This window comes from Nonomuraea sp. NPDC050556 (assembly GCF_044457355.1).
GTDB lineage: Bacteria > Actinomycetota > Actinomycetes > Streptosporangiales > Streptosporangiaceae > Nonomuraea.
Genome location: NZ_JBITGU010000001.1, coordinates 2,209,792 through 2,230,809 on the forward strand (window position 1 = coordinate 2,209,792; position 21,018 = coordinate 2,230,809).

At 71.4% G+C, this 21,018-nt stretch carries 21 protein-coding genes; 10 read left to right on the forward strand and 11 right to left on the reverse strand.

Translation table 11 applies throughout. The features are described 5' to 3' along the window. The first annotated feature begins 4 nt into the window (after positions 1–4). From ACIBG8_RS10945 to ACIBG8_RS10965, 5 genes are read left to right on the forward strand one after another with little or no spacing between them, the layout of a single operon-like run. Entirely contained in the window at positions 5–1,093 is a 1,089-nt protein-coding gene (locus tag ACIBG8_RS10945; RefSeq protein ID WP_397342464.1) for an ABC transporter permease, read from the forward strand. Continuing rightward, positions 1,090–1,953 carry an ABC transporter permease gene (locus ACIBG8_RS10950; protein WP_397342465.1) on the forward strand — a complete coding sequence of 288 codons (864 nt, stop codon included), beginning with the start codon at positions 1,090–1,092 and terminating at the stop codon, positions 1,951–1,953. The genes ACIBG8_RS10945 and ACIBG8_RS10950 overlap by 4 nt, the downstream gene beginning before the upstream one ends. After that, positions 1,950–2,702, forward strand: coding sequence for an ABC transporter ATP-binding protein (locus ACIBG8_RS10955; protein WP_397342466.1), 753 nt, complete (start codon positions 1,950–1,952; stop codon positions 2,700–2,702). The genes ACIBG8_RS10950 and ACIBG8_RS10955 overlap by 4 nt, the downstream gene beginning before the upstream one ends. After that, the gene (locus tag ACIBG8_RS10960; protein ID WP_397342467.1) at positions 2,699–3,607 is read left to right on the forward strand and encodes an ABC transporter ATP-binding protein; all 909 of its coding nucleotides are present in this window, start codon (positions 2,699–2,701) and stop codon (positions 3,605–3,607) included. Before ACIBG8_RS10955 ends, ACIBG8_RS10960 begins: the two co-directional genes overlap by 4 nt. Further along, positions 3,604–4,557 carry a M24 family metallopeptidase gene (locus ACIBG8_RS10965; RefSeq protein ID WP_397342468.1) on the forward strand — a complete coding sequence of 318 codons (954 nt, stop codon included), beginning with the start codon at positions 3,604–3,606 and terminating at the stop codon, positions 4,555–4,557. The genes ACIBG8_RS10960 and ACIBG8_RS10965 overlap by 4 nt, the downstream gene beginning before the upstream one ends. On the opposite strand, the gene ACIBG8_RS10970 is transcribed toward ACIBG8_RS10965, so the two are convergent. Continuing rightward, positions 4,554–4,898, reverse strand: a complete 345-nt coding sequence (locus tag ACIBG8_RS10970; protein ID WP_397342469.1) for an ArsR/SmtB family transcription factor — start codon at positions 4,896–4,898, stop codon at positions 4,554–4,556. The two genes, ACIBG8_RS10965 and ACIBG8_RS10970, sit on opposite strands and share 4 nt — an antisense overlap. A gap of 37 nt (positions 4,899–4,935) precedes the next feature. Between ACIBG8_RS10970 and ACIBG8_RS10975 the strand changes: the two genes are divergently transcribed. Beyond that, entirely contained in the window at positions 4,936–5,922 is a 987-nt protein-coding gene (locus ACIBG8_RS10975) for a cation diffusion facilitator family transporter (protein WP_397342470.1), read from the forward strand. Here the strand turns inward: ACIBG8_RS10975 and ACIBG8_RS10980 are convergent. Both ACIBG8_RS10980 and ACIBG8_RS10985 read right to left on the reverse strand, forming a co-directional pair. Beyond that, complete coding sequence (locus ACIBG8_RS10980; RefSeq protein ID WP_397342471.1) at positions 5,919–6,566, reverse strand: class I SAM-dependent methyltransferase; 648 nt, start codon at positions 6,564–6,566, stop codon at positions 5,919–5,921. The two genes, ACIBG8_RS10975 and ACIBG8_RS10980, sit on opposite strands and share 4 nt — an antisense overlap. A gap of 94 nt (positions 6,567–6,660) precedes the next feature. After that, the gene (locus ACIBG8_RS10985; RefSeq protein ID WP_397342472.1) at positions 6,661–7,473 is read right to left on the reverse strand and encodes an LLM class flavin-dependent oxidoreductase; all 813 of its coding nucleotides are present in this window, start codon (positions 7,471–7,473) and stop codon (positions 6,661–6,663) included. 81 nt (positions 7,474–7,554) lie between these two features. Between ACIBG8_RS10985 and ACIBG8_RS10990 the strand changes: the two genes are divergently transcribed. Further along, positions 7,555–8,454, forward strand: a complete 900-nt coding sequence (locus ACIBG8_RS10990) for a LysR family transcriptional regulator (protein ID WP_397342473.1) — start codon at positions 7,555–7,557, stop codon at positions 8,452–8,454. A 38-nt stretch (positions 8,455–8,492) separates the two neighbouring features. Here the strand turns inward: ACIBG8_RS10990 and ACIBG8_RS10995 are convergent, their stop codons facing one another. Next, positions 8,493–9,044, reverse strand: coding sequence for a dihydrofolate reductase family protein (locus tag ACIBG8_RS10995; protein WP_397342474.1), 552 nt, complete (start codon positions 9,042–9,044; stop codon positions 8,493–8,495). A 108-nt stretch (positions 9,045–9,152) separates the two neighbouring features. Between ACIBG8_RS10995 and ACIBG8_RS11000 the strand changes: the two genes are divergently transcribed. From ACIBG8_RS11000 to ACIBG8_RS11010, 3 genes are all read left to right on the forward strand, one after another. Beyond that, on the forward strand, positions 9,153–9,602 hold the full coding sequence (locus ACIBG8_RS11000) for a Scr1 family TA system antitoxin-like transcriptional regulator (protein ID WP_397343923.1): 450 nt from the start codon (positions 9,153–9,155) through the stop codon (positions 9,600–9,602). Between the two features lie 616 nt (positions 9,603–10,218). Next, complete coding sequence (menC, locus tag ACIBG8_RS11005) at positions 10,219–11,319, forward strand: o-succinylbenzoate synthase (RefSeq protein WP_397342475.1); 1,101 nt, start codon at positions 10,219–10,221, stop codon at positions 11,317–11,319. A gap of 103 nt (positions 11,320–11,422) precedes the next feature. Then, positions 11,423–12,223 (forward strand): GNAT family N-acetyltransferase, encoded by an 801-nt coding sequence (locus ACIBG8_RS11010; protein ID WP_397342476.1) that lies wholly within the window; start codon positions 11,423–11,425, stop codon positions 12,221–12,223. Here ACIBG8_RS11010 and ACIBG8_RS11015 read toward each other — a convergent pair. From ACIBG8_RS11015 to ACIBG8_RS11045, 7 genes are all read right to left on the reverse strand, one after another. Further along, positions 12,169–12,843, reverse strand: coding sequence for an ABC transporter ATP-binding protein (locus ACIBG8_RS11015; protein ID WP_397342477.1), 675 nt, complete (start codon positions 12,841–12,843; stop codon positions 12,169–12,171). The two genes, ACIBG8_RS11010 and ACIBG8_RS11015, sit on opposite strands and share 55 nt — an antisense overlap. Beyond that, complete coding sequence (locus ACIBG8_RS11020) at positions 12,843–14,642, reverse strand: dipeptide/oligopeptide/nickel ABC transporter permease/ATP-binding protein (RefSeq protein ID WP_397342478.1); 1,800 nt, start codon at positions 14,640–14,642, stop codon at positions 12,843–12,845. The genes ACIBG8_RS11015 and ACIBG8_RS11020 overlap by 1 nt, the downstream gene beginning before the upstream one ends. Further along, the gene (locus ACIBG8_RS11025) at positions 14,642–15,571 is read right to left on the reverse strand and encodes an ABC transporter permease (RefSeq protein ID WP_397342479.1); all 930 of its coding nucleotides are present in this window, start codon (positions 15,569–15,571) and stop codon (positions 14,642–14,644) included. The genes ACIBG8_RS11020 and ACIBG8_RS11025 overlap by 1 nt, the downstream gene beginning before the upstream one ends. Further along, complete coding sequence (locus ACIBG8_RS11030) at positions 15,572–17,149, reverse strand: ABC transporter substrate-binding protein (protein ID WP_397342480.1); 1,578 nt, start codon at positions 17,147–17,149, stop codon at positions 15,572–15,574. Positions 17,150–17,246: 97 nt separating this feature from the next. Beyond that, complete coding sequence (locus tag ACIBG8_RS11035; RefSeq protein WP_397342481.1) at positions 17,247–18,830, reverse strand: PucR family transcriptional regulator; 1,584 nt, start codon at positions 18,828–18,830, stop codon at positions 17,247–17,249. Between the two features lie 29 nt (positions 18,831–18,859). Then, positions 18,860–19,699, reverse strand: coding sequence for a serine hydrolase (locus ACIBG8_RS11040; RefSeq protein WP_397342482.1), 840 nt, complete (start codon positions 19,697–19,699; stop codon positions 18,860–18,862). Continuing rightward, on the reverse strand, positions 19,692–21,011 hold the full coding sequence (locus ACIBG8_RS11045) for a serine hydrolase domain-containing protein (RefSeq protein WP_397342483.1): 1,320 nt from the start codon (positions 21,009–21,011) through the stop codon (positions 19,692–19,694). Before ACIBG8_RS11045 ends, ACIBG8_RS11040 begins: the two co-directional genes overlap by 8 nt. Between the last annotated feature and the right edge of the window lie 7 nt (positions 21,012–21,018).

Consider the following 21,018-nt stretch of genomic DNA (forward strand, 5'->3'; position numbering starts at 1 on the left):
CCCCGTGGAAGGGGTTTCCGGTAGTGGGGGTCCGGGGTCGGTGGGTACGGCCAGGCGGAGCCGTACCGGAAGGCATCCGCTGGCTCGCTTCCTGCTCAAGCGCATCCTCATAGCCGTCCTGCTCGCCTGGGGCATCACGCTGGTGACGTTCGTGCTCACCAACCTGGTCCCCGGCGACCCGGTCGCCGCCAACCTCGGCCAGCGGGCCCTGGGCGACCCGGCGATCGTCGCGCAGTGGCGCAGCGAGCACGGCCTGGACCAGCCGCTCCCCCAGCAGTACCTGATCCACCTCGGCGGCATCCTCCAGGGCGACCTCGGCACCAGCCAGCAGAGCCACCGCCCCGTCAGCCAGGACCTGGCCGAGGCGGTCCCCGCCACGCTGGAGCTGGCCGGAGCGGCGATCGTGGTGTCGCTGGTGCTGGGCGTGGCGTTCGGCGTGATCGCCGCCCTGCGCAGGGACCGCCTGTCCGACCACGTCCTGCGCGTGCTCAGCCTCATCGGCATCTCGGTGCCCACGTTCTGGCTGGCCCTGGTCGCGTTCTACGTGTTCTTCTACCGCCTGCAGATCACGCCCGGCAGCGGCCGCGTGGACGCCGCGCTGGGCGCGCCGCCCGCCGTGACCGGCCTGCACACGGTCGACGCCCTGCTGGCCGGGCGGTGGGACATCTTCACCAGCGCCGCGGGCCACCTGGTCACCCCAGCGCTGGTCCTGGCGCTCTACACGATCGGCCTGCTGACCCGCTTCACCAGGAGCGCGGTGCTGGAGGTGCTGGGCCACGACTACGTGCGCGCGGCCCGCGCCAAGGGGCTGCCCGGCCGTACCATCCTCTTCCGTTACGTGCTGCGCTCGGCGCTGGTGCCGATCATCACGGTGGCGGGTCTGGCGTTCGGCTCGCTGCTGTCGGGCACGGTCCTGGTGGAGGCGATCTTCGCCTGGCCGGGCGTCGGTCAGTACGCCTACAAGAGCGCCACGACCCTCGACCTGCCCGCCGTCATGGGCGTCGGCCTCGTCGTCGGCGTGGTCTACCTGGTCATCAACCTCGTCGTCGACGTGCTCTACGGCGTCATCGACCCCCGAGTGAGGCTCCAGTGAAGCGGGATCCCCTGGCGCGGCGGCGGTTGCCCGCCGCGTGGCGTCAGCCGCTGGCCGTCGTCGGCGGCGTCATCGCGCTCGCGTGGCTGGTCATCGCGATCGCCGCCCCTCTGCTCGCGCCGCACGACCCCCTGGCGCAGGAGCTGCCCCGGCTCGCGCCGCCCGGTCCGGGCCACTGGTTCGGTACGGACCAGCTCGGCCGCGACATCCTGAGCAGGGTCATGTACGGCGCGCGGGTGTCGATCCCGCTGACGCTGCTGCTGGTCGCGCTGAGCCTGCTGGTGGGCGGCCTGCTCGGCGCGTGCGCCGGATACTTCGGGCGCTGGGTGGACGAGGGCATCATGCGCCTGGCCGACCTGGTCTTCGCCTTCCCCACGATCATCCTGGCCATGGTGGTGGCCGCCGCACTCGGCGCGAGCCTGGGCAACGCGGTGCTGGCCGTCCTCGTGGTGGCCTGGCCCGCCTACGCCCGCGTCACCCGCGGGCTCGTGCTCGGGGTACGCACCAGGGAGTTCGTGCTGAGCGGCAGGCTGCTCGGCTTCTCGGTGTGGCGCTCGCTCCGCGTCGACGTGCTGCCGAACGTCACCGGCCCGGTGCTGGTGCTGGCCACACTCGACATCGGCACGGCGCTGCTGCTGCTGTCCGGCCTGTCGTTCCTCGGGCTCGGCGCGAAGCCGCCGTCGCCGGAGTGGGGGGCGATGGTCGCCTCGGGCGTCGAGGTGTTCGACAGCTGGTGGGTGGCGACGTTCCCGGGTCTGGCGATCCTGACGGTGGTGCTGGCCTTCAACTTCCTCGGTGACACGCTGCGCGACGCTCTGGATCCCCGTACGGCTCGCGCCATCAAGGAGCGCGCACTGTGAAGATCAGCGATCTGAAAGTGGACATCCTCGGCAAGAAGGTGCTCAACGGCGTCTCGCTGGAGCTGCACGAGGGCCAGGTGCACGGGCTGGCCGGGGAGTCCGGCTCAGGCAAGACCATGACCGGCCTGGCCGTGCTCGGGCTGCTGCCGCACGGCTCGACGGCCACGGGCTCGATCACCTTCCAGGGCCGCGACCTGCTCACCCTGCCTGCCAAGGAGCTCAACAAGGTGCGCGGCGGCGAGGTCGCCATGGTCTTCCAGGATCCGGCGACCAGCCTGCACCCGATGCTGACCGTCGGCAGGCAGCTGACCGAGCACATGCGCCACCACCTGGGGCTTTCGAAGGGCGAGGCGAAGGCCCGCGCGATCGAGCTGCTGGAGAAGGTCCGCATTCCCGGCGCCGCGGAGGCCTTCGGGCGCTACCCGCACCAGTTCTCCGGCGGGATGCGGCAGCGCGTGGCCATCGCGATCGCGCTGGCCTGCTCCCCCAAGGTGCTCATCGCCGACGAGCCGACCACGGCGCTCGACGTGACCGTGCAGGCCGGGGTGCTGCGGCTGCTGCGCGGGCTGTGCGACGAGCTCGGCCTGGCCGTCCTGCTGGTCACCCACGACCTGGGCGTGATGTCGGCGATCGCCGACGAGGTCAGCGTGATGAAGGACGGCCTGGTCGTGGAGACCGGCCCGCGCGCCAAGGTGCTGCGCGAACCGGACCATCCGTACACCCAGTCGCTGCTGGAGGCGCTGCCATGACGCTGCTCACGATCGACGACCTGGTCGTCGAGCACCGCACCCCGGGGCGGCCGGCGGTCACGGCGGTGGCGGGGGCGAGCCTGACCGTGGCGGCGGGCGAGGTCGTCGGGCTCGTCGGCGAGTCAGGGTGCGGCAAGTCGACGCTGGCGCGCGCGGTCTGCGGGCTCAACTCCGCGGCCAAGGGCGCGATCACCTTCGACGGGCAGCCCGTCACGCCGCTCGGGCTGCGGCGCAGGACGCTGACCGGCATCCAGATGGTGTTCCAGGACCCGTACGCCTCGCTCAACCCGCGCCGTCGCGTCGGCGACCAGATCGCCGACGGCCTGCGCGTCTCGGGCGACACCCGGACGAGCCCGGCCGACCTGCTGGAACGGGTCGGGCTGCCGCGCGACTTCGCCTCCAGGCACCCGCACGAGTTCTCCGGCGGGCAGCGCCAGCGCATCGCGATCGCCCGCGCGCTGGCGGCGCAGCCACGGCTGCTGATCGGCGACGAGCCGATCTCGGCGCTGGACGCGTCGGCGCAGTCGCAGGTGGCGACGCTCATGCGGGACCTGGCGGTGTCGTCGGGGGCCGGGCTGCTGTTCATCAGCCACGACCTGTCGGTGGTGCGGCTCATCGCCGACCGGATCGCGGTGATGTACCTCGGCAAGATCGTCGAGGTGGGCCGCACGTCCGAGGTGTGGGCGGACCCCGAACACCCCTACACCCGGGCGCTGCTCGCCGCCATCCCGTCGCCCGACGGGCTGGGCGTCCTGCCTGCCGAGCTGCCCGGCGACGTGCCCGATCCGGCGTCGCCGCCGCCGGGGTGCCGGTTCAACCCGCGCTGCCCGCAGGTGATGGACATCTGCACCACGCGGGAGCCCGACTTCGGCCCGGTGGCCTGCTGGCTCCACGCCCCGCGGTGATCCCCCTGGAGGCCGTGCGGGCGGCGATGCGGCGGGAGGGGATCGACGCCCTGGTGCTTCGCCCCTCCCCCGACTTCCGCTTCCTCGGCGGCCGGGGCGACGCCTACCTCGTGGTGACGCTTTCCGGGCGTCCCGTGGAGACGGCGGACCCGGTCGTGCCGTCGAGCGCGCGGCGGGTCGGGGTCGATCCCGAGATGCGGGTGGCCGAGCTGTTCGCGTTACGCATCGACGCCGAACTCGTCCCGGCCTCTGCCGTACTGGCCTCGCTTCGCCAGGTCAAGGAGGCGCGCGAGCTGACCGCCCTGGCCCGCGCGGGCGGCGCGGCGGGCGCGGCCCTGGACCTGGTGCTGGCGCAGCCCTGGTTCGGCCGGACGGAGCGGGACATGGCCGTGCGGCTGCGGGTGGCGCTGGCCGAGACGGGGTGCGAGGAGGCGCTGTCCGTGCGCGTCTCGGCCGGATCGCACACCTCACTGCCCGCCCACCAGCCGTCCGATCGGGTCATCAACCCCGGCGACGCCGTCCAGGTGTCCGTCCTGGGAAGGTGGGACGGTTACTGCGCCGAGGTGGCGCGCGTGTACGCCGTGGCCGAGCCGCCCGAGGACTACGAGGCGATGTACTCGGTGGTGCTCGCCGCCCACCGGGCCGCCCTGTCCGCCGTACGGCCGGGCGTCACCGTGGGAGCGGTGTCCGCCGCGGCGGCCGCGGTGATCGACGGCAGCGGCTACGGCCCCTTCGCGGCACCCCTGACCGGCCGCGGCATCGGCCTGGGCGCCCACGAGCCCGTCTCCGACGCCACCGTGCTGCGGCCGGGCATGACCCTGGTGCTGGAGCCGGCGATCCACCTCCCCGACCTGTTCGGCGCCCGCCTGGCCGGGGTCGTGGCCTGCACCTCCAGCCTGGCGGCCGCCCTCACCCCGCCGCCTGCGGCCCTCCCCATCCTGGACGCCTAGTCCTCGTGCCGGGGGATCCCGGAGACCTCGTGGTCGGCGTGGAAGAGCGCCTCGGAGATCAGCGAACGCACGTGCGCGTCGCGGGCCCGGTAGAGGACGCGGCGGCCCTCCCTGCGCGTCCGCACCAGTCCGGCCAGCCGGAGCTTGGCCAGGTGCTGGGAGACGGACGGGCGGGCGACGTCGAGCGACTCGGCGAGGGAGCCGACGTCGTACTCGCCCGACGACAGCAGCCACATCAGCCGCAGCCTGGTCCCGTCGCTCAGCATCCGGAACGCGTCCACGGCCGCGTCGAGTTGCTCCCGCGTCGGGTTCGCACCTGAGACGTTGTCGCGTGCGTACATGACTACATATACTGCCGGTACAGGCGATCGTCGGCAAGTGAGGAACACCATGTCGATCTCGAAGCTCAAGCACGCGCTGACGCCCCACAGCCACGACAGCGCCGACAAGACCGACGCCGCGCTGGAGTCCAGCGCCAGGGGCATGCGGGTGCTGGCGATCTCCTTCGCCGTCCTCACCCTCACCGCCGCGCTCCAGGCGGTGGTCGTCGCGTTCTCCGGCTCTGTCGCGCTGCTGGGCGACACCCTGCACAACTTCGCCGACGCCCTGACGGCCGTCCCGCTGGCCATCGCGTTCTCCCTCGGCCGCCGCGCCGCCACCCGGCGGTTCACCTACGGGTACGGCAGGGCCGAGGACCTCGCCGGGATCGTCATCGTCGTGCTCATCGCGGGCTCCGCCGCCTTCGCCGGGTACGAGGCGATCAGGCGGCTGATCAACCCGGAGGACGTGCAGGCCCTCGGCTGGGTGGCCGCGGCCGGGATCATCGGTTTCCTGGGCAACGAGGGGGTGGCCCGCTACCGGATCAGGGTCGGCCGCGAGATCGGCTCAGCCGCGCTCGTCGCCGACGGGCTGCACGCCAGGACCGACGGCTTCACCTCGCTCGCCGTCCTCCTCGGCGCGGGCGGGGCCGCGCTGGGCTTCCCGCTGGCCGACCCGATCGTCGGGCTGCTCATCACGGTCGCCATCTGCTTCGTCCTCAAGGACGCGGCGCGGGAGATCTACCACCGGCTGATGGACGCCGTGGACCCCGAACTGGTCGACCGCGCCGAGCACATCCTGGGGCACGTGCCCGGGGTGCTGGGAGCGGGTTCCGTACGGCTGCGCTGGGTCGGTCACGCGCTGCACGCCGAGGTCGACATCGTGGTGAGCCACGAGCTGTCACTGCTGGACGCGCACGCCGTGGCGGTGGCGGCGGAGCACCGGCTCATCCACGACCTGCCGCGCCTGCGCTCGGCCACCGTCCACGCCGACCCCGACGGCCCGCACCACGTCGACCACCACGCCATCCTCACGAGCCACCGCTAGTCCGCGTCTGGCCGTACGGCTCGCAGGTAGGTGAGCACCGGGCCCACGCGGCCCTCGTCCCTGAAGCGGAACCCGGCGTCGGCGAGCAGGCGGAGGATCTGGTCGCGCAGGTTCTCGAGCATGGCGGGCCCGGTGATCATGCCGACCACGCGGGCGGACACGTGTCCGGTCGGCGGGCGGAACTCGGCGATCATCAGCCGCCCGCCGGGGCGCAGCACGCGGAACATCTCGCGGATCGCGGCGGCGCGGGCGCCTGACGGGATGTGGTGGACGGCGAGGCTGGAGACGACGACGTCGAAGGAGGCGTCCGGCAGGTCGAGCGCCTGCCCTTCGCCCACGACGTAGTCGCAGTTCGCGGGCGCGCGGCGGCGGGCGTATCCGATCATCGCGGAAGACAGGTCGACGCCCGTGACGCGTCCCGCCCGGGTGGCCAGGATCCTGGTGAGGTAGCCGGTGCCGCAGCCGACGTCCAGGACCCGGTCGTCCTGCCGCGCGCCGCTGAGGGCGGCGAGGCGGGTGAAGTACCGGCGCCGGGCGCCGAGCAGGAGGAGCGAGGCGATGGCCTCGTACGTGCGCGGGTGGTCGATCGTGCCGCCACCGTCGCTGGACTCCGTGTGGTGGTGGAGGAGCTTTCCTATGCCCATGGTCGCATGGTGTGTCCGGGCTTTGAGCGGGGTCAACAAGCAGTACGGCCCGGCTGTGCCGTACGGGACACGAGCGGCGAACCGTCCGGGTTCCTCACGCCGCCGGGCCCTCGCGGATCACGTCGCGCACGGTGTCGAGCCGGACCCCAGGGTCGATCTCGGGCAGCCACCACGTCGCCCCGGCCTTCGCGTAGGGCTCGGGGTCGGCGCCGAGCGGCAGGGCGATGGCCAGGTCGTAGGACGCCATGTCGCCCTCGCGCAGCTCGGTGAGGGCGGCGACGACCTCGGCGAGCTGGTCCGGGTGCTCGAGGTTGGCAGGGAAGAAGCCGTCCAGCCGGGCCGCCCTGCGCACCGGCTTCTTGTTGCCGGGGAACCCGGCGGCCCACACCGGCACGCCCGGCCGCTGGACCGGCCGCGGCAGGAAGGCGACGTCGTCGACGGTGAAGTGCTCGCCGTGGTGGCGCACCGGCTCGCCGGACCAGGCGGCGGCCAGGATCTCCAGGGACTCGTCGAGCATCTGCCCGCGCAGCCGGTCGTCGACCTCCTCGCCGGTCTTGGAGAACTCGCCGCCGAACCGGTCGCTGCCGAGGCCGACCCCGAGGATGAGGCGGCCGTCACTGAGCCGGTCGAGCGTCGCGCTCTCCCGCGCGACCTTGGCCGGGCGCCGGCGGGCCAGCGGCGTCACCATCGTGCCGAGCCGTACCCGCTCGGTCGCGGCCGCGACGGCGGCCAGCGTGATCCACGGGTCGGCGACGTGCTTGACCGGCGCCCGCCAGGACAGCTGGTCCCACACGAAGAAGCCGTCCCACCCGGCCTCCTCCGCCTCGGCGGCCAGGCGCGCGACCGCGCGCGGCTCGGCGAGTTCCTCGAAGAGCGGCAGCCAGAGCGCCGACTGTAGTTTCTTCATATCCGGCACGCTAGGCCGACACCATCAATCGTGAAAAACGATGATTTACGATCGACTCGATCGTTTATTAAGATGGATCGCATGATCGACATCGAGCTGCGCCACCTGGCGGCGATGGCCGCCATCGCCGAGGAGGGCTCGTTCGGGCGGGCGGCGGCCCGCCTCGGATACACCCAGTCGACGGTGAGCCAGCAGATCGCGGCGCTGGAGCGGGCCGTCGGCGGGCTGGTGTTCGACCGGCCGGGCGGTCCCAAGGCGGTACGGCTCACGCCGCTCGGCGCGGTGGTCCTCGGCCAGGGCCGCGAGCTGCTGGCGCAGGCGGAGGCGCTGGCCGAAGCGGTGGACCGGTTCAAGGCGGGCGACGGCCGGATCGACATCGGCACCTTCCAGAGCGTGTCCAACGTGATCCTGCCGTCGGTCATCCGGCGGCTGCGCGAGGAGCACCCGGGCTGCGACATCAGGCTGTCGGAGGAGGAACCGGACCAGCCGGAGATCGGCGACCTCGACCTGATCTTCTACGACGGCCTCATCGGCGGCGACGTCGAGAGCCTCAAGCTGCTCGACGACCCGTACCTCCTGGTGGCGGGGCCCGGTGCCTTCCCCGACGGCCCGGTGCCGCTGGAACGGCTCGACGGCGCGCCCATGGTGGCCTGGCCGCTGATCTGCGACCAGACCACGATGGAGGAGGCGATCGCCCGCAGCGGGGCCCGGCCGCAGGTCGTGTTCCGCTCAGCGGTCAACGACACCCTGCTGTCGATGGTCCGGGCGGGTCTGGGGTCGGTGGTGCTGCCGTGGCTGGCCATCCGCGGCGCCGACGTGCAGTCCGACGACCGGCTCCGGGTCCACGAGCTCCGGCCTGGCCTGCCGCCGCGGGAGATCTACCTGCACTGGCGGGCGGGACACAACCAGTCGCCGCTCGCGGGCCGGGCCATCGAGCTCGCCATCGAGGCGGCGGCGGAGCTCTCATCAGCACCCGGGTGAGGCATCTCTGCGGCGCGGCCGCTTTATGACGCGGCGCTTTATGGCGTGGCTATGCGGAAGCGCAGGTGGGTCGCCGCGCCCGTGATCGGCTTCCCGTCCGGGACCAGCTCGGCCAGCTCGCCGTCGAACAGCGGTGTCCCGCCGCCGAGCAGGATCGGGACGAGATGGATCCACAGCTCGTCGAGCAGCCCCTTCCCGAGCAGCTGACGGGCGACGTCCGCCCCCAGCACGAGGACGGCCTTGTCCCCGGCCGCCGCCTTGGCCCGCCGTACCGCGGCCTCGAGCCCGTCGAAGGCGAACGTGCCCCCGTTGTCGCCGACCAGGTCCTCCCTGGTCCGATGGGTGACCACGAAGCCCGGCACCCCCGGCCATGGCGTGCCTCCCCAGGGCTCCAGGCCGAGGTCGAACGTGCGCCGCCCGATGATCGTGGCGCCGACGCTCGCGTCCACCTCCTGACGCACCTGCTCATCGTCCGCCATCCACATGTGCAGCCGCTCGCCGCCATCACCCATGGGCTCCGCCTGACGGACGTTCGGACCGGCCGTGAACCCGTCCAGCGAAACCGACACATCCAGCACGACCTTGCTCATCTCCAGCCTCCCAGGCTCGTCGAACACTCTCACCAGATGGTCGGAGCCACGACAACCCTTTCGACACGGCGTCACCCTGGAAACTGTGAGTAGTCATATGTCGCTGAGCTGCTGTCGAGCTTCATGAGCCGCTACGGGCTACCCGATGACGTTGACGAGGCCGTACAGGTGAGAGTCGACAAGCAGCACGTCATTCACGAAGGACACCGACGCATCGCAGTGGTCTTGGAGGAATCCGTCCTGCGCTCACGCATCAGCGACATCGAGGCGATGGCCGGCCAACTCGGACACCTGCTCACCGCGACCACACTGCCTGCGGTGTCGTTGGGCATCATCCCGTTCAAGGTAGAACGTCATGGGTTGTGGCCTCAGGAGATGTTCTTCATGTTCGACGAAGCAGAGGTGACCGTGGAGTTGGTGTCCGGCCATCTGACGGTGACCCGCCCCCACGAGATCGCACGATACGCCGAGGTGTTCAAGGACCTCTCCGCTCTCGCAGTGTTCGGGAAGGGCGCGCGGAAACTCATCACCGACGCCCTCGCCGAGCTCGACGGCTGATCGAGCATGGGGCACCAAACCTCGTCCGGTGCCCCCCGCTCCTCCCGGGAGGGAGGAGACGGGGCTGCGTCAACGAATTCTTCCCCTCCACCTCGCGCACTGCCCATGGGGTGATCGCGGCCATGCGGGCGACGGTTGTTCAGCGAGGTGAAATCTCGTTCTGCAACGGCGGGCAATGTGGGGTGCGGGCAACGTCGTAGCGAGCGGAACCCCCAGTGGAGTCGGCGCACCAGAAGATGGTTTGCGAGCCGTCAATTACCGAGCTGTCAAAGGACAGACACCTGGGTCAACCCGAGGGAGCGGCTCGACACCCCGGGGTTCCGGGAGGCCGCACGGCTGGGGGCCTTGGGGGGCTCGGCCCCCCGATAAGGCCAGTCCGGAGCGCGGAGCGCGAAGGCCCTTGCTGTGCGCCCCCGCATCCTGGGGAGGGTTCAACTCCTCGGGGGCCGCCCGACTGAGGGGGAGGTCTGTGACGTGGGGGCACGAAAAGTGGGGGGAATTTGAGTGTTCCGCACCATTCGCGGAAAACCCTCGTGGCATACCGTCACTGAAAAGGTTGCGCCCTACTGATCAGGGAACGGCCCCCGTACACCCGATGTCCCGCTGTGGAGAGATGATGAAGATCACTGGAGTGGAACTGCGCCGGATCGCGATGCCCCTGGTGGCACCGTTCCGCACCTCGTTCGGCACCGAGACCAAACGCGACGTCCTCCTGGTCCGCGTCGTCACCCCCGACGCCGAGGGCTGGGGTGAGTGTGTGGCGATGTCGGAGCCGCTCTACTCCTCCGAGTACGTCGACGAGGCAGCCCAGGTCATCCAACGCTTCCTCCTGCCCGCCCTCCCCAACGAGGTCGACGCCCTCGGCGTCGCCAGGGCGCTGGAGCCGATCAAGGGGCACCGCATGGCGAAGGCCGCCGTGGAGACGGCGATCCTCGACGCCCAGCTCAAGGCCAGCGGTGAGTCGTTCGGCCGGTTCCTGGGCGCGGCGGTGGACCGGGTGCCGTGTGGTGTCTCCGTTGGCATCATGGATTCGATCAAGGAACTGCTCGATGCGGTCGAGGGGTACATCGACGAGGGCTACGTCCGGATCAAGTTGAAGATCGAGCCCGGCTGGGACGTGGCGCCGGTCAGGGCGGTGCGGGAGCGGTTCGGCGACGACGTCCTGCTGCAGGTGGACGCCAACGCCGCCTACACCCTCGTGGACGCCCGCCAGCTCGCCAGGCTGGACGAGTTCGGCCTGCTGCTGATCGAGCAGCCGCTCGCCAACGACGACCTGGTCCAGCACGCCCAGCTCGCCAAGCAGCTCACCACGCCGATCTGCCTCGACGAGTCGATCGAGTCGGCCGAGCACGCGGCGGCGGCGATCTCGCTGGGCTCGTGTTCGATCATCAACATCAAGCCGGGCCGCGTCGGCGGTTACCTGGAGGCGCGCCGCATCCACGACCTGTGCCGCGCGCACGGCATCGCGGTGTGGTGCGGCGGCATGCTGGAGACGGGCCTGGGCCGCGCGGCGAACGTGGCGCTGGCCGCCCTGCCCGGTTTCACCCTGCCCGGCGACACCAGCGGGTCCAGCCGTTACTACAAGACGGACATCACGGCCCCGTTCGAGCTGGAGGACGGTCACCTGAACGTTCCGCAGGGTCCGGGCATCGGCGTGGAGCCGGTGAAGGAGATCCTCGAGGAGGTCACCACCTCCACGGAGTGGATCACTGTCTGATCCCACGAACAGCCCGGCTCTCTTGGGTGTGCGGCACGATTTCAGCCGCCCTCACGGTGGCATAGCGTCGCCGTGACACCTGAGCACTCGGAGGGCCGGTACGTTGATCGCGATCAGGGAACTCCACGGGATCGCGGAGTTCGGGCAGGTCATGGACCTGTTCGAGGAGATCTGGCACTTCGACCCGGACAGCAGGCCGATCACGGTCGAGCTGATGCGGGCGATGTCCCACGCGGGCAACTACGTCGCGGGTGCTTTCGACGGCGCCGGCCGGATGGTCGGCGCCTCCGTCGGGTTCTTCTCGTCCCGGAGCACCCTGCACTCCCACATCACCGGCGCGACCGCGGGCCACGGCATCGGGTTCGAGCTGAAGCTGCACCAGCGCCGCTGGGCGCTGGAGCGCGGCCTGGACCGCGTCACGTGGACGTACGACCCGCTGGTCCGCAGGAACGCCCATTTCAACCTGGCCAAGCTGGGCGCCCGCCCGCAGGAGTACCTGCCGGGCTTCTACGGCGTCATGGCCGACGCCATCAACCAGGGCGACGAGTCCGACCGGGTACTGGCCTCCTGGCCGCTGTCCGCGCCGCACGTGGAGTCTCTCGTACGGCGTGAGCCGTACCAGAGACCGCTTCCCGTGGACGCGGAGGTCGCGCTGGCCGACGAGGACGGGCGTCCCGTCGTCTGCGCCACCCAGGCCCGCACGCTGCTGGTGGCGGTACCGGAGAACATCGAGGCGATGCGCACGGTGGACCCGGGGGCCGCGAAGGCGTGGCGGCTGGCCGTGCGCGAGGTGCTGGGCGGCCTGCTCGCGGAGGGCGGTCAGGTGACCGCCTTCCACGGCAAGGCCTTCTACGTGGTGGAGCGTCCCAGCCTGGGGACTGCTTCGAGGAGCGAGCGCGTGTAGTCGTGGGCGGGAGCGCCCACGACCTCCTCGGTCGGCCCCAGCTCCACGATCCGCCCCTGGTGCAGCACCGCCACCACGTCCGAGACGTACCGCACCACGGCCAGGTTGTGCGAGATGAACAACATCGACAGCCCCAGCTCGTCCCGCAGCCTGCGCACGAGGTTCAGCACCGACCCCTGGACGGACACGTCCAGGGCGCTGGTGATCTCGTCGGCGACCAGCAGGTCGGGTGAGGCGCCGAGCGCCCTGGCGATGGCCACCCGCTGCCGCATCCCGCCCGACAGCTCGCGCGGGTAGCGCGAGGCGATCTCGGGCGGCAGCGAGACGAGGCCGAGCAGCCGCTCGACGTCCGCCTTGCCACACCCCTCCGCGATGGACGCGCCGACCTTCATGCGCGGGTCCAGCGAGGCGTAGGGGTCCTGGAACACCATCTGGATGCGCGTGGCGCCGGTGATCGTCCCGGTGTGCGGCACGAGGCCGCTGACGGCCCTGGCGACCGACGACTTGCCCGACCCCGACTCGCCGACGAGCCCCACGATGGAGCCCGGCGGCACTTCGAGGGTGATGTTGTCGACCGCGGTGAACGAGCCGAACCGCACCGTCAGGTTCTCGATGATCATCAGACCTCCCAGCAGGCGACCTGGTGCGCCTTGCCGTACGACTCCAGTGGGGGAAGCTCGGCGGAGCAGCGCGGCGTGGCCAGCCCGCAGCGGTCGGCGAAGGCGCAGCCGGTGCCCACGTCCGAGGGCGCGGGCTGGCGGCCGGGGATGCTGGCCAGCGGCAGCGACCTGTCGGTGTCCATGTCGGGCAGCGAGTCGATCAGCGCCCGCGTGTAGGGGTGCGCCGCGCCGGTGGCGAGCTTCTCGACCGGCAGTTCCTCGACGACGCGGCCCGCGTACATGACGACGACCTGGTCGCACAGCTCGCCCACGACGGCGATGTCGTGGGAGATGAACAGCGCCGCCGCGTTGGTCTCGTCGGTGACCTCGCGCAGCAGCTTGAGGATCTGCCGCTGCACGGTCACGTCGAGCGCGGTGGTGGGCTCGTCGGCGATGACGAGCCTGGGGGTGCCCATGAGGCCCATGGCGATGACGGCGCGCTGCCGCATGCCGCCGGACAGCTCGTGCGGGTGCTGCCTGGCGACCTGCGCGGGCTTGGGCAGATGCACGTGACCGAGCCGGTCGACGGCTCGTGAGGAAGCCTCGGCGCGCGTGGCGCCCTGGTGCACGACGGCCACCTCGGCGAGCTGCCCGCCGACCCGCAGCGCGGGGTTGAGCGAGGTCATGGGGTCCTGAAAGACCATGGCCAGCGCAGTTCCAATCTCCTTATCCGACATTTCAGCAATGTCCCGGCCGCCGAGCGCGAGCCGTCCCGACGTCACCACCCCCGGATAGGGCACGAGCCCGCCGATCGCCGAGGCGGTGAGGCTCTTGCCGCTGCCCGACTCCCCCACCAGGCCGACGATCTGCCCGGGAAGGACGGTCAGCGACACCCCGCGCACGGGCGTGACCCCGCCGGGGAAGGTGACGGTCAGATCCCTGACCTCCAGCACCGCCTCGGGATCCGCCTCGCCGGGCGCGGCAGGAGCGACGGGGACGACCCGCCGCCCGTGTACGGCGGAGCGGGACGCCGCCTTGGCCAGCGCGTCCCCCAGGAGGTTGAAGCCGATCCCGGCCAGCGCCACCGCGATCGCCGGCCCGATCGCGACCTCGGGCGTGACGTAGATCCTGCCGAACCCGTCGAACAGCAACCGCCCCCAGTCGTAGGCGGGCGGCTGCACGCCGAGCCCGAGGAACGACATCCCGGCCAGGCCGAGCAGCGCCCCGCCGAGCGCCTGGGTGATGTTGAGGATGAGCGGCTCGGCGATGTTGGGCAGCACGTGCCTGGTCAGGATCCGGGTACGGGAGACGCCCAGCATGCGGGCGGCCGAGACGTAGTCGGCCCCCGCCACGGTGGCGGAGAGCGTCTGGGTGAGACGAGCGAAGCTCGGCGCGATGGCGACGCCGATGCCGAGCACCGCGCCCTTGGCCCCGAGCCCGGCGATGACCGCGGTGAACATGGCCAGCAGCAGGCCGGGGAAGGCCACCAGCGCGTTGACCGCGCCGGTGACGAACCTCGCGCCCCGAGGGGGCAGCACGGACGGCAGCGCGCCGAGCACCGTGCCCACGACCGCGCCGATGGACGTGGCCGCCAGCGCGAGCAGCAGGGAGAACCGCCCGGCGACCAGGACCCTGGCCAGCACGTCGCGGCCCAGGTTGTCGGTGCCGAGCGGGTGGGCGTCCGAGGCGCCCTTCAGTATGGCCGCCGCGTCGATCTTGTCGGCCGTGTCCCCCCAGATGACCGGCCCGATGACGGCCAGGATCACCATGAGCGTGACCAGCACGGCGCCGGCGATCGCGGCGGGGGTGCGGATGCGCATCAGTTTTCCTTGATCTTGGAGGTGGGGTCCAGCGCGCCCAGGATCAGGTCGACGGCGAGGTTCACGATGAGCACGATCGCGCCGTAGACGAGGATGACGGCCTGGGCGACGGGATAGTCCTTCTGCGTGATCGACTCGACGATCTTCATGCCGAGGCCCGGCCAGGCGAACACGTACTCCACCAGCACGCTGCCCGCGATCAGCGAGGTGAGCAGCAGCCCGCCGACGGTGAGCGTCGCGGTCAGCGTGTTGGGCAGCACGTGGCGCAGGTGCAGCCGGGCGCTCGGCAGCCGCTTCGACCTGGCCAGCCGCACGTAGTCGGTGCCGAGCGCGCGCAGCGTCTCCACCCGGGAGATGCGGGAGATCATCGCGATCGGGCCGATGGCCAGCGCCGCGATGGGCAGGACGTAGGAGATCACGCCGTCCTTGCCCGCCGGTGGGAACAGGCCGAGCCCGATGGCGAAGACCGCGACCAGGGCGATCGAGTAGAGGAACTCGGGGATGGCGACGGCCGTGCCGGTGACCGAGCTGAAGGTGATCTCGGTGCCCCGGTTCTTGCCGTTCTCCGTACGGACCGCAGCCCACATCCCGATCGGCACCGCGATCAGCAGGGCCACCGCGGTGGCCAGCAGCGCCAGCCCGAGGGTGTTGGGCAGCCGGGCGGCGATGACCTCGCCGACCGGCTCGCCGGTGAGGAACGAGGTACCGAAGTTGCCCTGGAAGACGTGGCCGATGTAGGTGAAGAACTGTTCCAGGATGGGCTTGTCCAGCCCGAGCGCGGCCTTGCGGATGTTGACCAGCTCGACCGGAGCGGCCGGGCCGAGCGAGGCCCGCACGGGGTCGCCGGGAATGAGGTGGATCATCGCGAACGACGCCACGAGCAGCACCGCCAGCGACACGACGAAGCGCACGAGGCGCCGAACGCTCATTCAGCTTCCCTGGGTGAGACGGATCGACGAGGCGGAGAACAGGCCGCCGAGCCACTCGAAGGTGACGCCCCTGGTGGAGGTGAGGGTGTTGGTCTCCACGACGGGGACGAGGTCGGCGTTCTCGAACAGCGCGGACTCCGACTCCAGCCACATCTTGCAGCCCTCCGCGCCGGGCACCAGCGCGGCCTTGCCGACCAGCTCCTGGTACTTGGCGTTGTTCAGGTGCGCGAAGTTGGCGCCCTTGGGAGCGGCGGGGCCGGACAGGAACCCGACGAGCTGCGAGGGCAGGGTGACGCCGATGGGCAGCCACACGACGTCCCAGTCCTGGGTGGCCATGAGCGACTCCGACAGCTTGGTGTCGATGACACCGTTGAGCTTGACGTCGACGCCGATCTTCTTCCAGGCCGCCGCGGTGTACTCGGCCGCCGCGCCGATGCCAGGACCCTTGGTGGTGGCGTAGAGGTAGCGCAGGGTCAGCTTCTTGCCGCCCTTCTCCCTGATGCCGTCGGCTCCGACCTTCCACCCGGCCGCGTCCAGCGCGGCTGTGGCGGCCGCCGGGTCGTAGGAGGGCACGTGGCCCGCGACGGTGTCGCCCTTGCAGGGGCGCGGGTTGAGCACCAGGCCGGTGGCCGGGCCGCCGGTCCCGCTGGAGGCGATGCCGCCCAGCTCCTTCAGGTCGAGGGCCTGGGTGAGCGCCTTGCGCACGGCCACGTCACGGGTGGGCCGGTCCTCGCCCTGGTGGTAGAAGAACTGGCCGTTGCCCGCCGGGTCGATGATCTTGCCGAGCTGGGGGTTGGCCTCCATGCGGGTGCGGTCGGGCCCGTAGAAGGTGGCGGTGTTCAGCGTTCCGGCGACCAGCATGTTGGCCGCGGTCTGCTCGTTGGGGACGACCTTCAGCACGACCGTCTCGGGGATGTCCTTGCCGGTGCCGCCCTTGGGGCCCCAGGCGTAGTCCCTGCGCGCCTTGAAGGTGTAGTGGTCGCTGGGGACGGCCTCGGTGAGCGTGTACGGGCCGGTGCCGGAGCTGGCGTGGGCGATCAGCGAACGGTCCTTGACGGCCTTGCCGCAGACGATGAACAGCAGCCTGGCGCTCTCGAGGATGAAGCTGAACGGCTCGGGGGTCGACAGCGTCACGGTGCCCGCGGCGTCGTCCGCCTTGGCCTTCATTCCGGCGGGGACGAGCACGCCGTAGATGGGCGACTTGGTGGCCGGGTCGGCGATGTGGTTGACGTTCTCCGCCACGTCGGACGGGGTGAGCTTGGCGCCGTCGGAGCAGGTGACGTCCTTGCGCAGGGTGAAGGTGACGTTGTCCGGCTTGACGTCCCACTTCTCGGCCAGGCCCGGGATGATCGTGCCCTCCGCGTCGGAGGCGACCAGGGTGTCGTAGGCGACCGAGAGCACCGTGTTGGTGACCGAGAGGACGCCCATGGCCGGGTCGAGGATCCCGGGGTCCGAGCTGATCGCGGCGGTGAACGTGCCGCTCGCGTTCGTCTTGCCCGGCGCGCCCGCCGTACCGCCGCCACTGCCGCAGGCGGCCGCTAGCAGGGCCAACGCGGCGAGCACCGCTGTCTTCTTCATGGGAACTCCAGGAGAGCGTGGGGGTGATGCACAACACTCGCCCCTCGCGGCCCCGCCTTCTTCGTTGCCCTTCACGAAAAGCGGAGGTGGCCTCGTGCTAGCGCCCGAAGATCCGCATCTGCAGCATCACGGTGAGTCGCGCGTCGGGGTCGGTGAGGTCCAGACCGCTGATCTCGGTGAGCCGCTTGAGCCGGTACCTGAAGGTGTTGGCGTGCACGTGGACCTGGGCGCAGGCCACGTTGACGTCGCCGAACGCGTCGAGGTAGGCCCGCAGGGTGGCGACGAGCTCGCTGCCGTGCTCGGCGTCGTGCGCCAGGAGCCGCTCGTAGGGGCCGGTGGGCGACTGCTCCTCGGCGGCGACGACGTCGGCGACCTGGAGCAGCAGCGATTCGAAGTGCACGGCGGTGTATCCGGCGACCTGACCGGTGAGGCCGCGCACGCGCAGCACCCGCAGGGCCCGGTCGGCGTCCGCGCGGGCCCTGGCGACCTGGGAGAGGTTGGCCGCCAGGCGGCCGACGCCGATGTTGGCCGCGTGCCGCGGCCCGACCCGGCTCAGGAACGACTCGGCGACCTTGACGGCCCGCGCCTCCTCGTCGCCGCCCGAGTGCAGCGGCAGGACGGCGTAGGCCACCGAGCCGACCATGGCGGCGGCCGCCTTGGGATGGATGGCGCCGACGTGCAGGGCGAGGGCGTCGCAGAAGCGCTGCCTGTCGCTCTCGCCGCGCGCCGGGTCGGTGGCGTCCGTCTCGGTGAGCTGGGCGGCTAGGACGCAGAGGCGTTCCGTGGCGATGCCGAGCCGTCCAGCCGCCTCCGCCGCCTCCGCGCCACCGGCCAGGACGGTCGAGAGCAGGTCGGCGCGCAGCCGCCGCTGGGTGTCGGCTCCGGCGCGCTCGCGCAGGAGCTGCAGGGCGACGATCTTGGCGGCGTCGACCAGCGCCTGCTCGCGCTGCGGGGTGAGCGGCTCGCGCACGGCCACCCAGATGGAGCCGAGGATCTCGTCGCCCGAACGCACCGCGATGGCCACCCGGTTGATGCTGTCGCCGTCGAGCTCCATGTAGACGGGCTCGCGGCTCTGGTAGAGCTTCTTGAAGAAGCCGCGCTCGTCGAGCATGCGCTGGTAGCGCTCGGGCACCTGGCGGCCGAGCACGGTCTCGACCCGCCCGGGGTCGGCCTCGTCCTGGCGGCCGGAGAAGGCCAGCACGCGCGCCGACCTGTCCTCGATGGTGATGGGCGCGTCGATGAGCGCGCACACGGCGTTGGCCAGGGAGAACAGGTCGCCCTGCGGCCCGTCCCCCGGCTCGGTCAGGTCGGCCTCGGCCAGCATGGAACGCAGCAGGGCGGCGACCTGCGACCACGAGGCCGCCCTGGTCAGGCCGAGCACGGCCACGCCGGTCTCCAGGACCCTGCTGCGTACCTGCTCGTCGACGTCGACGGGCAGCTTGACGACGATCCCGGCCGCCTCGCGGGCGTTGTCGAGCAGGTCGCAGATGGCGGTGGCGTCGTGCACGCCGACGGCCAGCAGCAACCCGCCCGGCGGCACGAGCAGCTCGTCGAGCGGGTCGTAGATGTGCACCCCGGTCACCTCGGCGTCCAGCCGGCCGGGCGATGCGGCCACGTCGAGAACCGTCGTGCCCAGGTCGAACAGGATCCGCTCCAGGCTGGCGCGCGGACGACTGTTCATCCGCTCACGATAATCGACGTAAACCGACATCAGTCCCGCAGGTGTCCGACAGCGAGGCGCGCGGCCTTGCCGATCGCCGCGTCCGCCTCGGGAATGCGGAAGGCCAGGTTGTCGCCGTGGAGGAACACCGCGACGGCGTAACGCTTGCCGTCGGGGTACTCCACGACGCCCGCCTCGTTGCGCACACCCCACAGGGTGCCGGTCTTGGCCGACACCTTCACCTCGTCGGGGAAGCCCGAGGAGAGGCGGTGCGGCCAGATCTGCCTGCTCATGATGTCGCGCACCTCGGCGCACGCCTCGGCGGGTCCCGCCTCGTCGCGCCAGATGAGGCTGAGCAGGGTGGTGATCTCGCGGGGCGTGCCCGACGTGGTCCTCGCCGGATCGCGTACGGCCAGCGCCCTGATCCGCTCCTCGGCGATGCCTTCGATCTCCATCGTGCCGAGCTCGTCGAACACCGACTGGAACAGCGTCGAGCAGCCGCCGATCAGGTGGGTGCGCTTGAGCCCCAGGTCCTCCAGCGTGGCGTTGACGTGGTCGAGCCCGACCCGGCGCAGCAGCACGTCGGTGGCGGCGTTGTCGCTCATCGACATCATGAAGTGGGCCAGGTCGCGCAGCGTCAGCGAGACGTCGTCGGCGCAGCCCGAGGTGCCGATGCCGCCGTCCTTGTCCTCGGCGGTGACGGTGAGCCGCTCGGTGCGATCCAGCTCGCCGGCCGCCGCCTGCCTGGCGTACTCCAGCAGGATCGGCAGCTTGAAGACCGAGGCGAGGACGACGGGGCCGTCGGGGTCGAGGCCGATCTCGGCGTCGCCGTCCACGTCGCGGGCGTGCACGAAGCCGCGCACGCCCGCCGCGTCGAAGATCTCACGCACGCGCTACCGCCCTGCCGTTGTGCAGGTGGGTGGCGACGCCGTCCCTGACGATGAACGAGGCGGTGTCGTACCTGCCGTCCTGGAGCTCGGCGGCGATGAAGGAGTCATCGCTCAGGTGGACGTACCTGGCGCTGGTGGCCTCCTGTCCCATGCTGGCCATGAACGCGCCGGGGATCAGGGCGATCTGCAGCCCGCCGCCGGCCTCGGTCACCTCGTAGGCGAGCTGCGGGCCCGCGTAGCGGCCGAGGTACGGCGAGACGTCGACGGCCTGCGGGTGCTCGGGCGGCGTCGGCAGGTCGGGGACGCTGCGCCCGCCCTCACGCAGCAGCGGCAGCAGCAGGTCGGTGAGCAGGCCCATGAAGCTGCCGCCGTTGATGCTGGCCGCGATGGCGAACGTCCCGTCGTCCGAGACGCGCCAGAAGGTGCTCTGGCCGGGGGTGCCGCCGTCGTGTCCGTAGGCGCCCCAGCCGAACAGCTCGAACCCGAGCCCCCAGTTGGCCGCCATCAACCCGGGCACGCCGGGCACCGGCACCTGTGGGGAGCGCATCGCGGCGACGGACTCCTCCGACAGCACGCGGGTGCCGTCCTCGGCCACTCCGCCCGCGGCGAACATGCGGCCGAACTTCACCAGCTCGCGCGGGGCCAGGCACAACGTCGACCCGGCCGGGGCGTTGGAGCGGGGCATCTGCCACTTGGGGTAGACGACGTTGTCCGGCCCGATGTGGCCGGCCGCCGCGCGGAAGAGCACGGCCTCCTCGGCCAGCAGCGCGGCGTGCGTGACGCCGAGCGGGGTGAACAGGCGCTCCTGCATCGCCTGCTCCCACGTGGTGCCGCGCAGCTTGGCGACGATGGCGCCGAGCACCACGTAGCCGGCGTTGCAGTAGGAGAACAGCTCGCCCGGTTCGTGGACCTTGCCCGCTCCGTGCAGGAAGGCGACGAACTTCTCCAGGCTGTCGTCGCCGCGCCCGGTGTCCTCGAACAGGTCGCCGTCGAAGCCGCCGGTGTGCGTCAGCAGGTGCCTGACGGTGATCTGCGCGTCGTAGGCCAGGGCGAACTGCGGGAGGTACTCGCCGATCTCCTTGTCGAGGTCGAGCAGCCCCTCCTCGGCCAGCTGCATGATCAGCGCGGCGGTCCACACCTTGGTGGTGGAGCCGACCTGGAACACGCTGTCGGTGTCGGTCTCCACGCCGGTGTTGCGGTTGACGACGCCGGTGGCCGCCTCGTACAGCCTGCCGTCCGACCACACGGCGAGCGTGGCGCCGGGGATGTCGTGCGCCTTCGCCGCCTCGTCGAGGCGTTTCTGCAGGTCCATGGGGTCT

Excerpts from the sequence above, each read along its gene's own strand:
- menC (WP_397342475.1), top strand. The coding sequence starts at position 10,219 with ATGAAGATCACTGGAGTGGAACTGCGCCGGATCGCGATGCCCCTGGTG.
- ACIBG8_RS10995 (WP_397342474.1), bottom strand. The coding sequence starts at position 9,044 with ATGAGCAAGGTCGTGCTGGATGTGTCGGTTTCGCTGGACGGGTTCACG.
- ACIBG8_RS11030 (WP_397342480.1), bottom strand. The coding sequence starts at position 17,149 with ATGAAGAAGACAGCGGTGCTCGCCGCGTTGGCCCTGCTAGCGGCCGCC.
- ACIBG8_RS10985 (WP_397342472.1), bottom strand. The coding sequence starts at position 7,473 with ATGAAGAAACTACAGTCGGCGCTCTGGCTGCCGCTCTTCGAGGAACTC.
- ACIBG8_RS11025 (WP_397342479.1), bottom strand. The coding sequence starts at position 15,571 with ATGAGCGTTCGGCGCCTCGTGCGCTTCGTCGTGTCGCTGGCGGTGCTG.
- ACIBG8_RS11045 (WP_397342483.1), bottom strand. The coding sequence starts at position 21,011 with ATGGACCTGCAGAAACGCCTCGACGAGGCGGCGAAGGCGCACGACATC.
- ACIBG8_RS10990 (WP_397342473.1), top strand. The coding sequence starts at position 7,555 with ATGATCGACATCGAGCTGCGCCACCTGGCGGCGATGGCCGCCATCGCC.
- ACIBG8_RS10980 (WP_397342471.1), bottom strand. The coding sequence starts at position 6,566 with ATGGGCATAGGAAAGCTCCTCCACCACCACACGGAGTCCAGCGACGGT.
- ACIBG8_RS11015 (WP_397342477.1), bottom strand. The coding sequence starts at position 12,843 with ATGATCATCGAGAACCTGACGGTGCGGTTCGGCTCGTTCACCGCGGTC.
- ACIBG8_RS11020 (WP_397342478.1), bottom strand. The coding sequence starts at position 14,642 with ATGCGCATCCGCACCCCCGCCGCGATCGCCGGCGCCGTGCTGGTCACG.
- ACIBG8_RS10970 (WP_397342469.1), bottom strand. The coding sequence starts at position 4,898 with ATGTACGCACGCGACAACGTCTCAGGTGCGAACCCGACGCGGGAGCAA.
- ACIBG8_RS11035 (WP_397342481.1), bottom strand. The coding sequence starts at position 18,830 with ATGAACAGTCGTCCGCGCGCCAGCCTGGAGCGGATCCTGTTCGACCTG.
- ACIBG8_RS10960 (WP_397342467.1), top strand. The coding sequence starts at position 2,699 with ATGACGCTGCTCACGATCGACGACCTGGTCGTCGAGCACCGCACCCCG.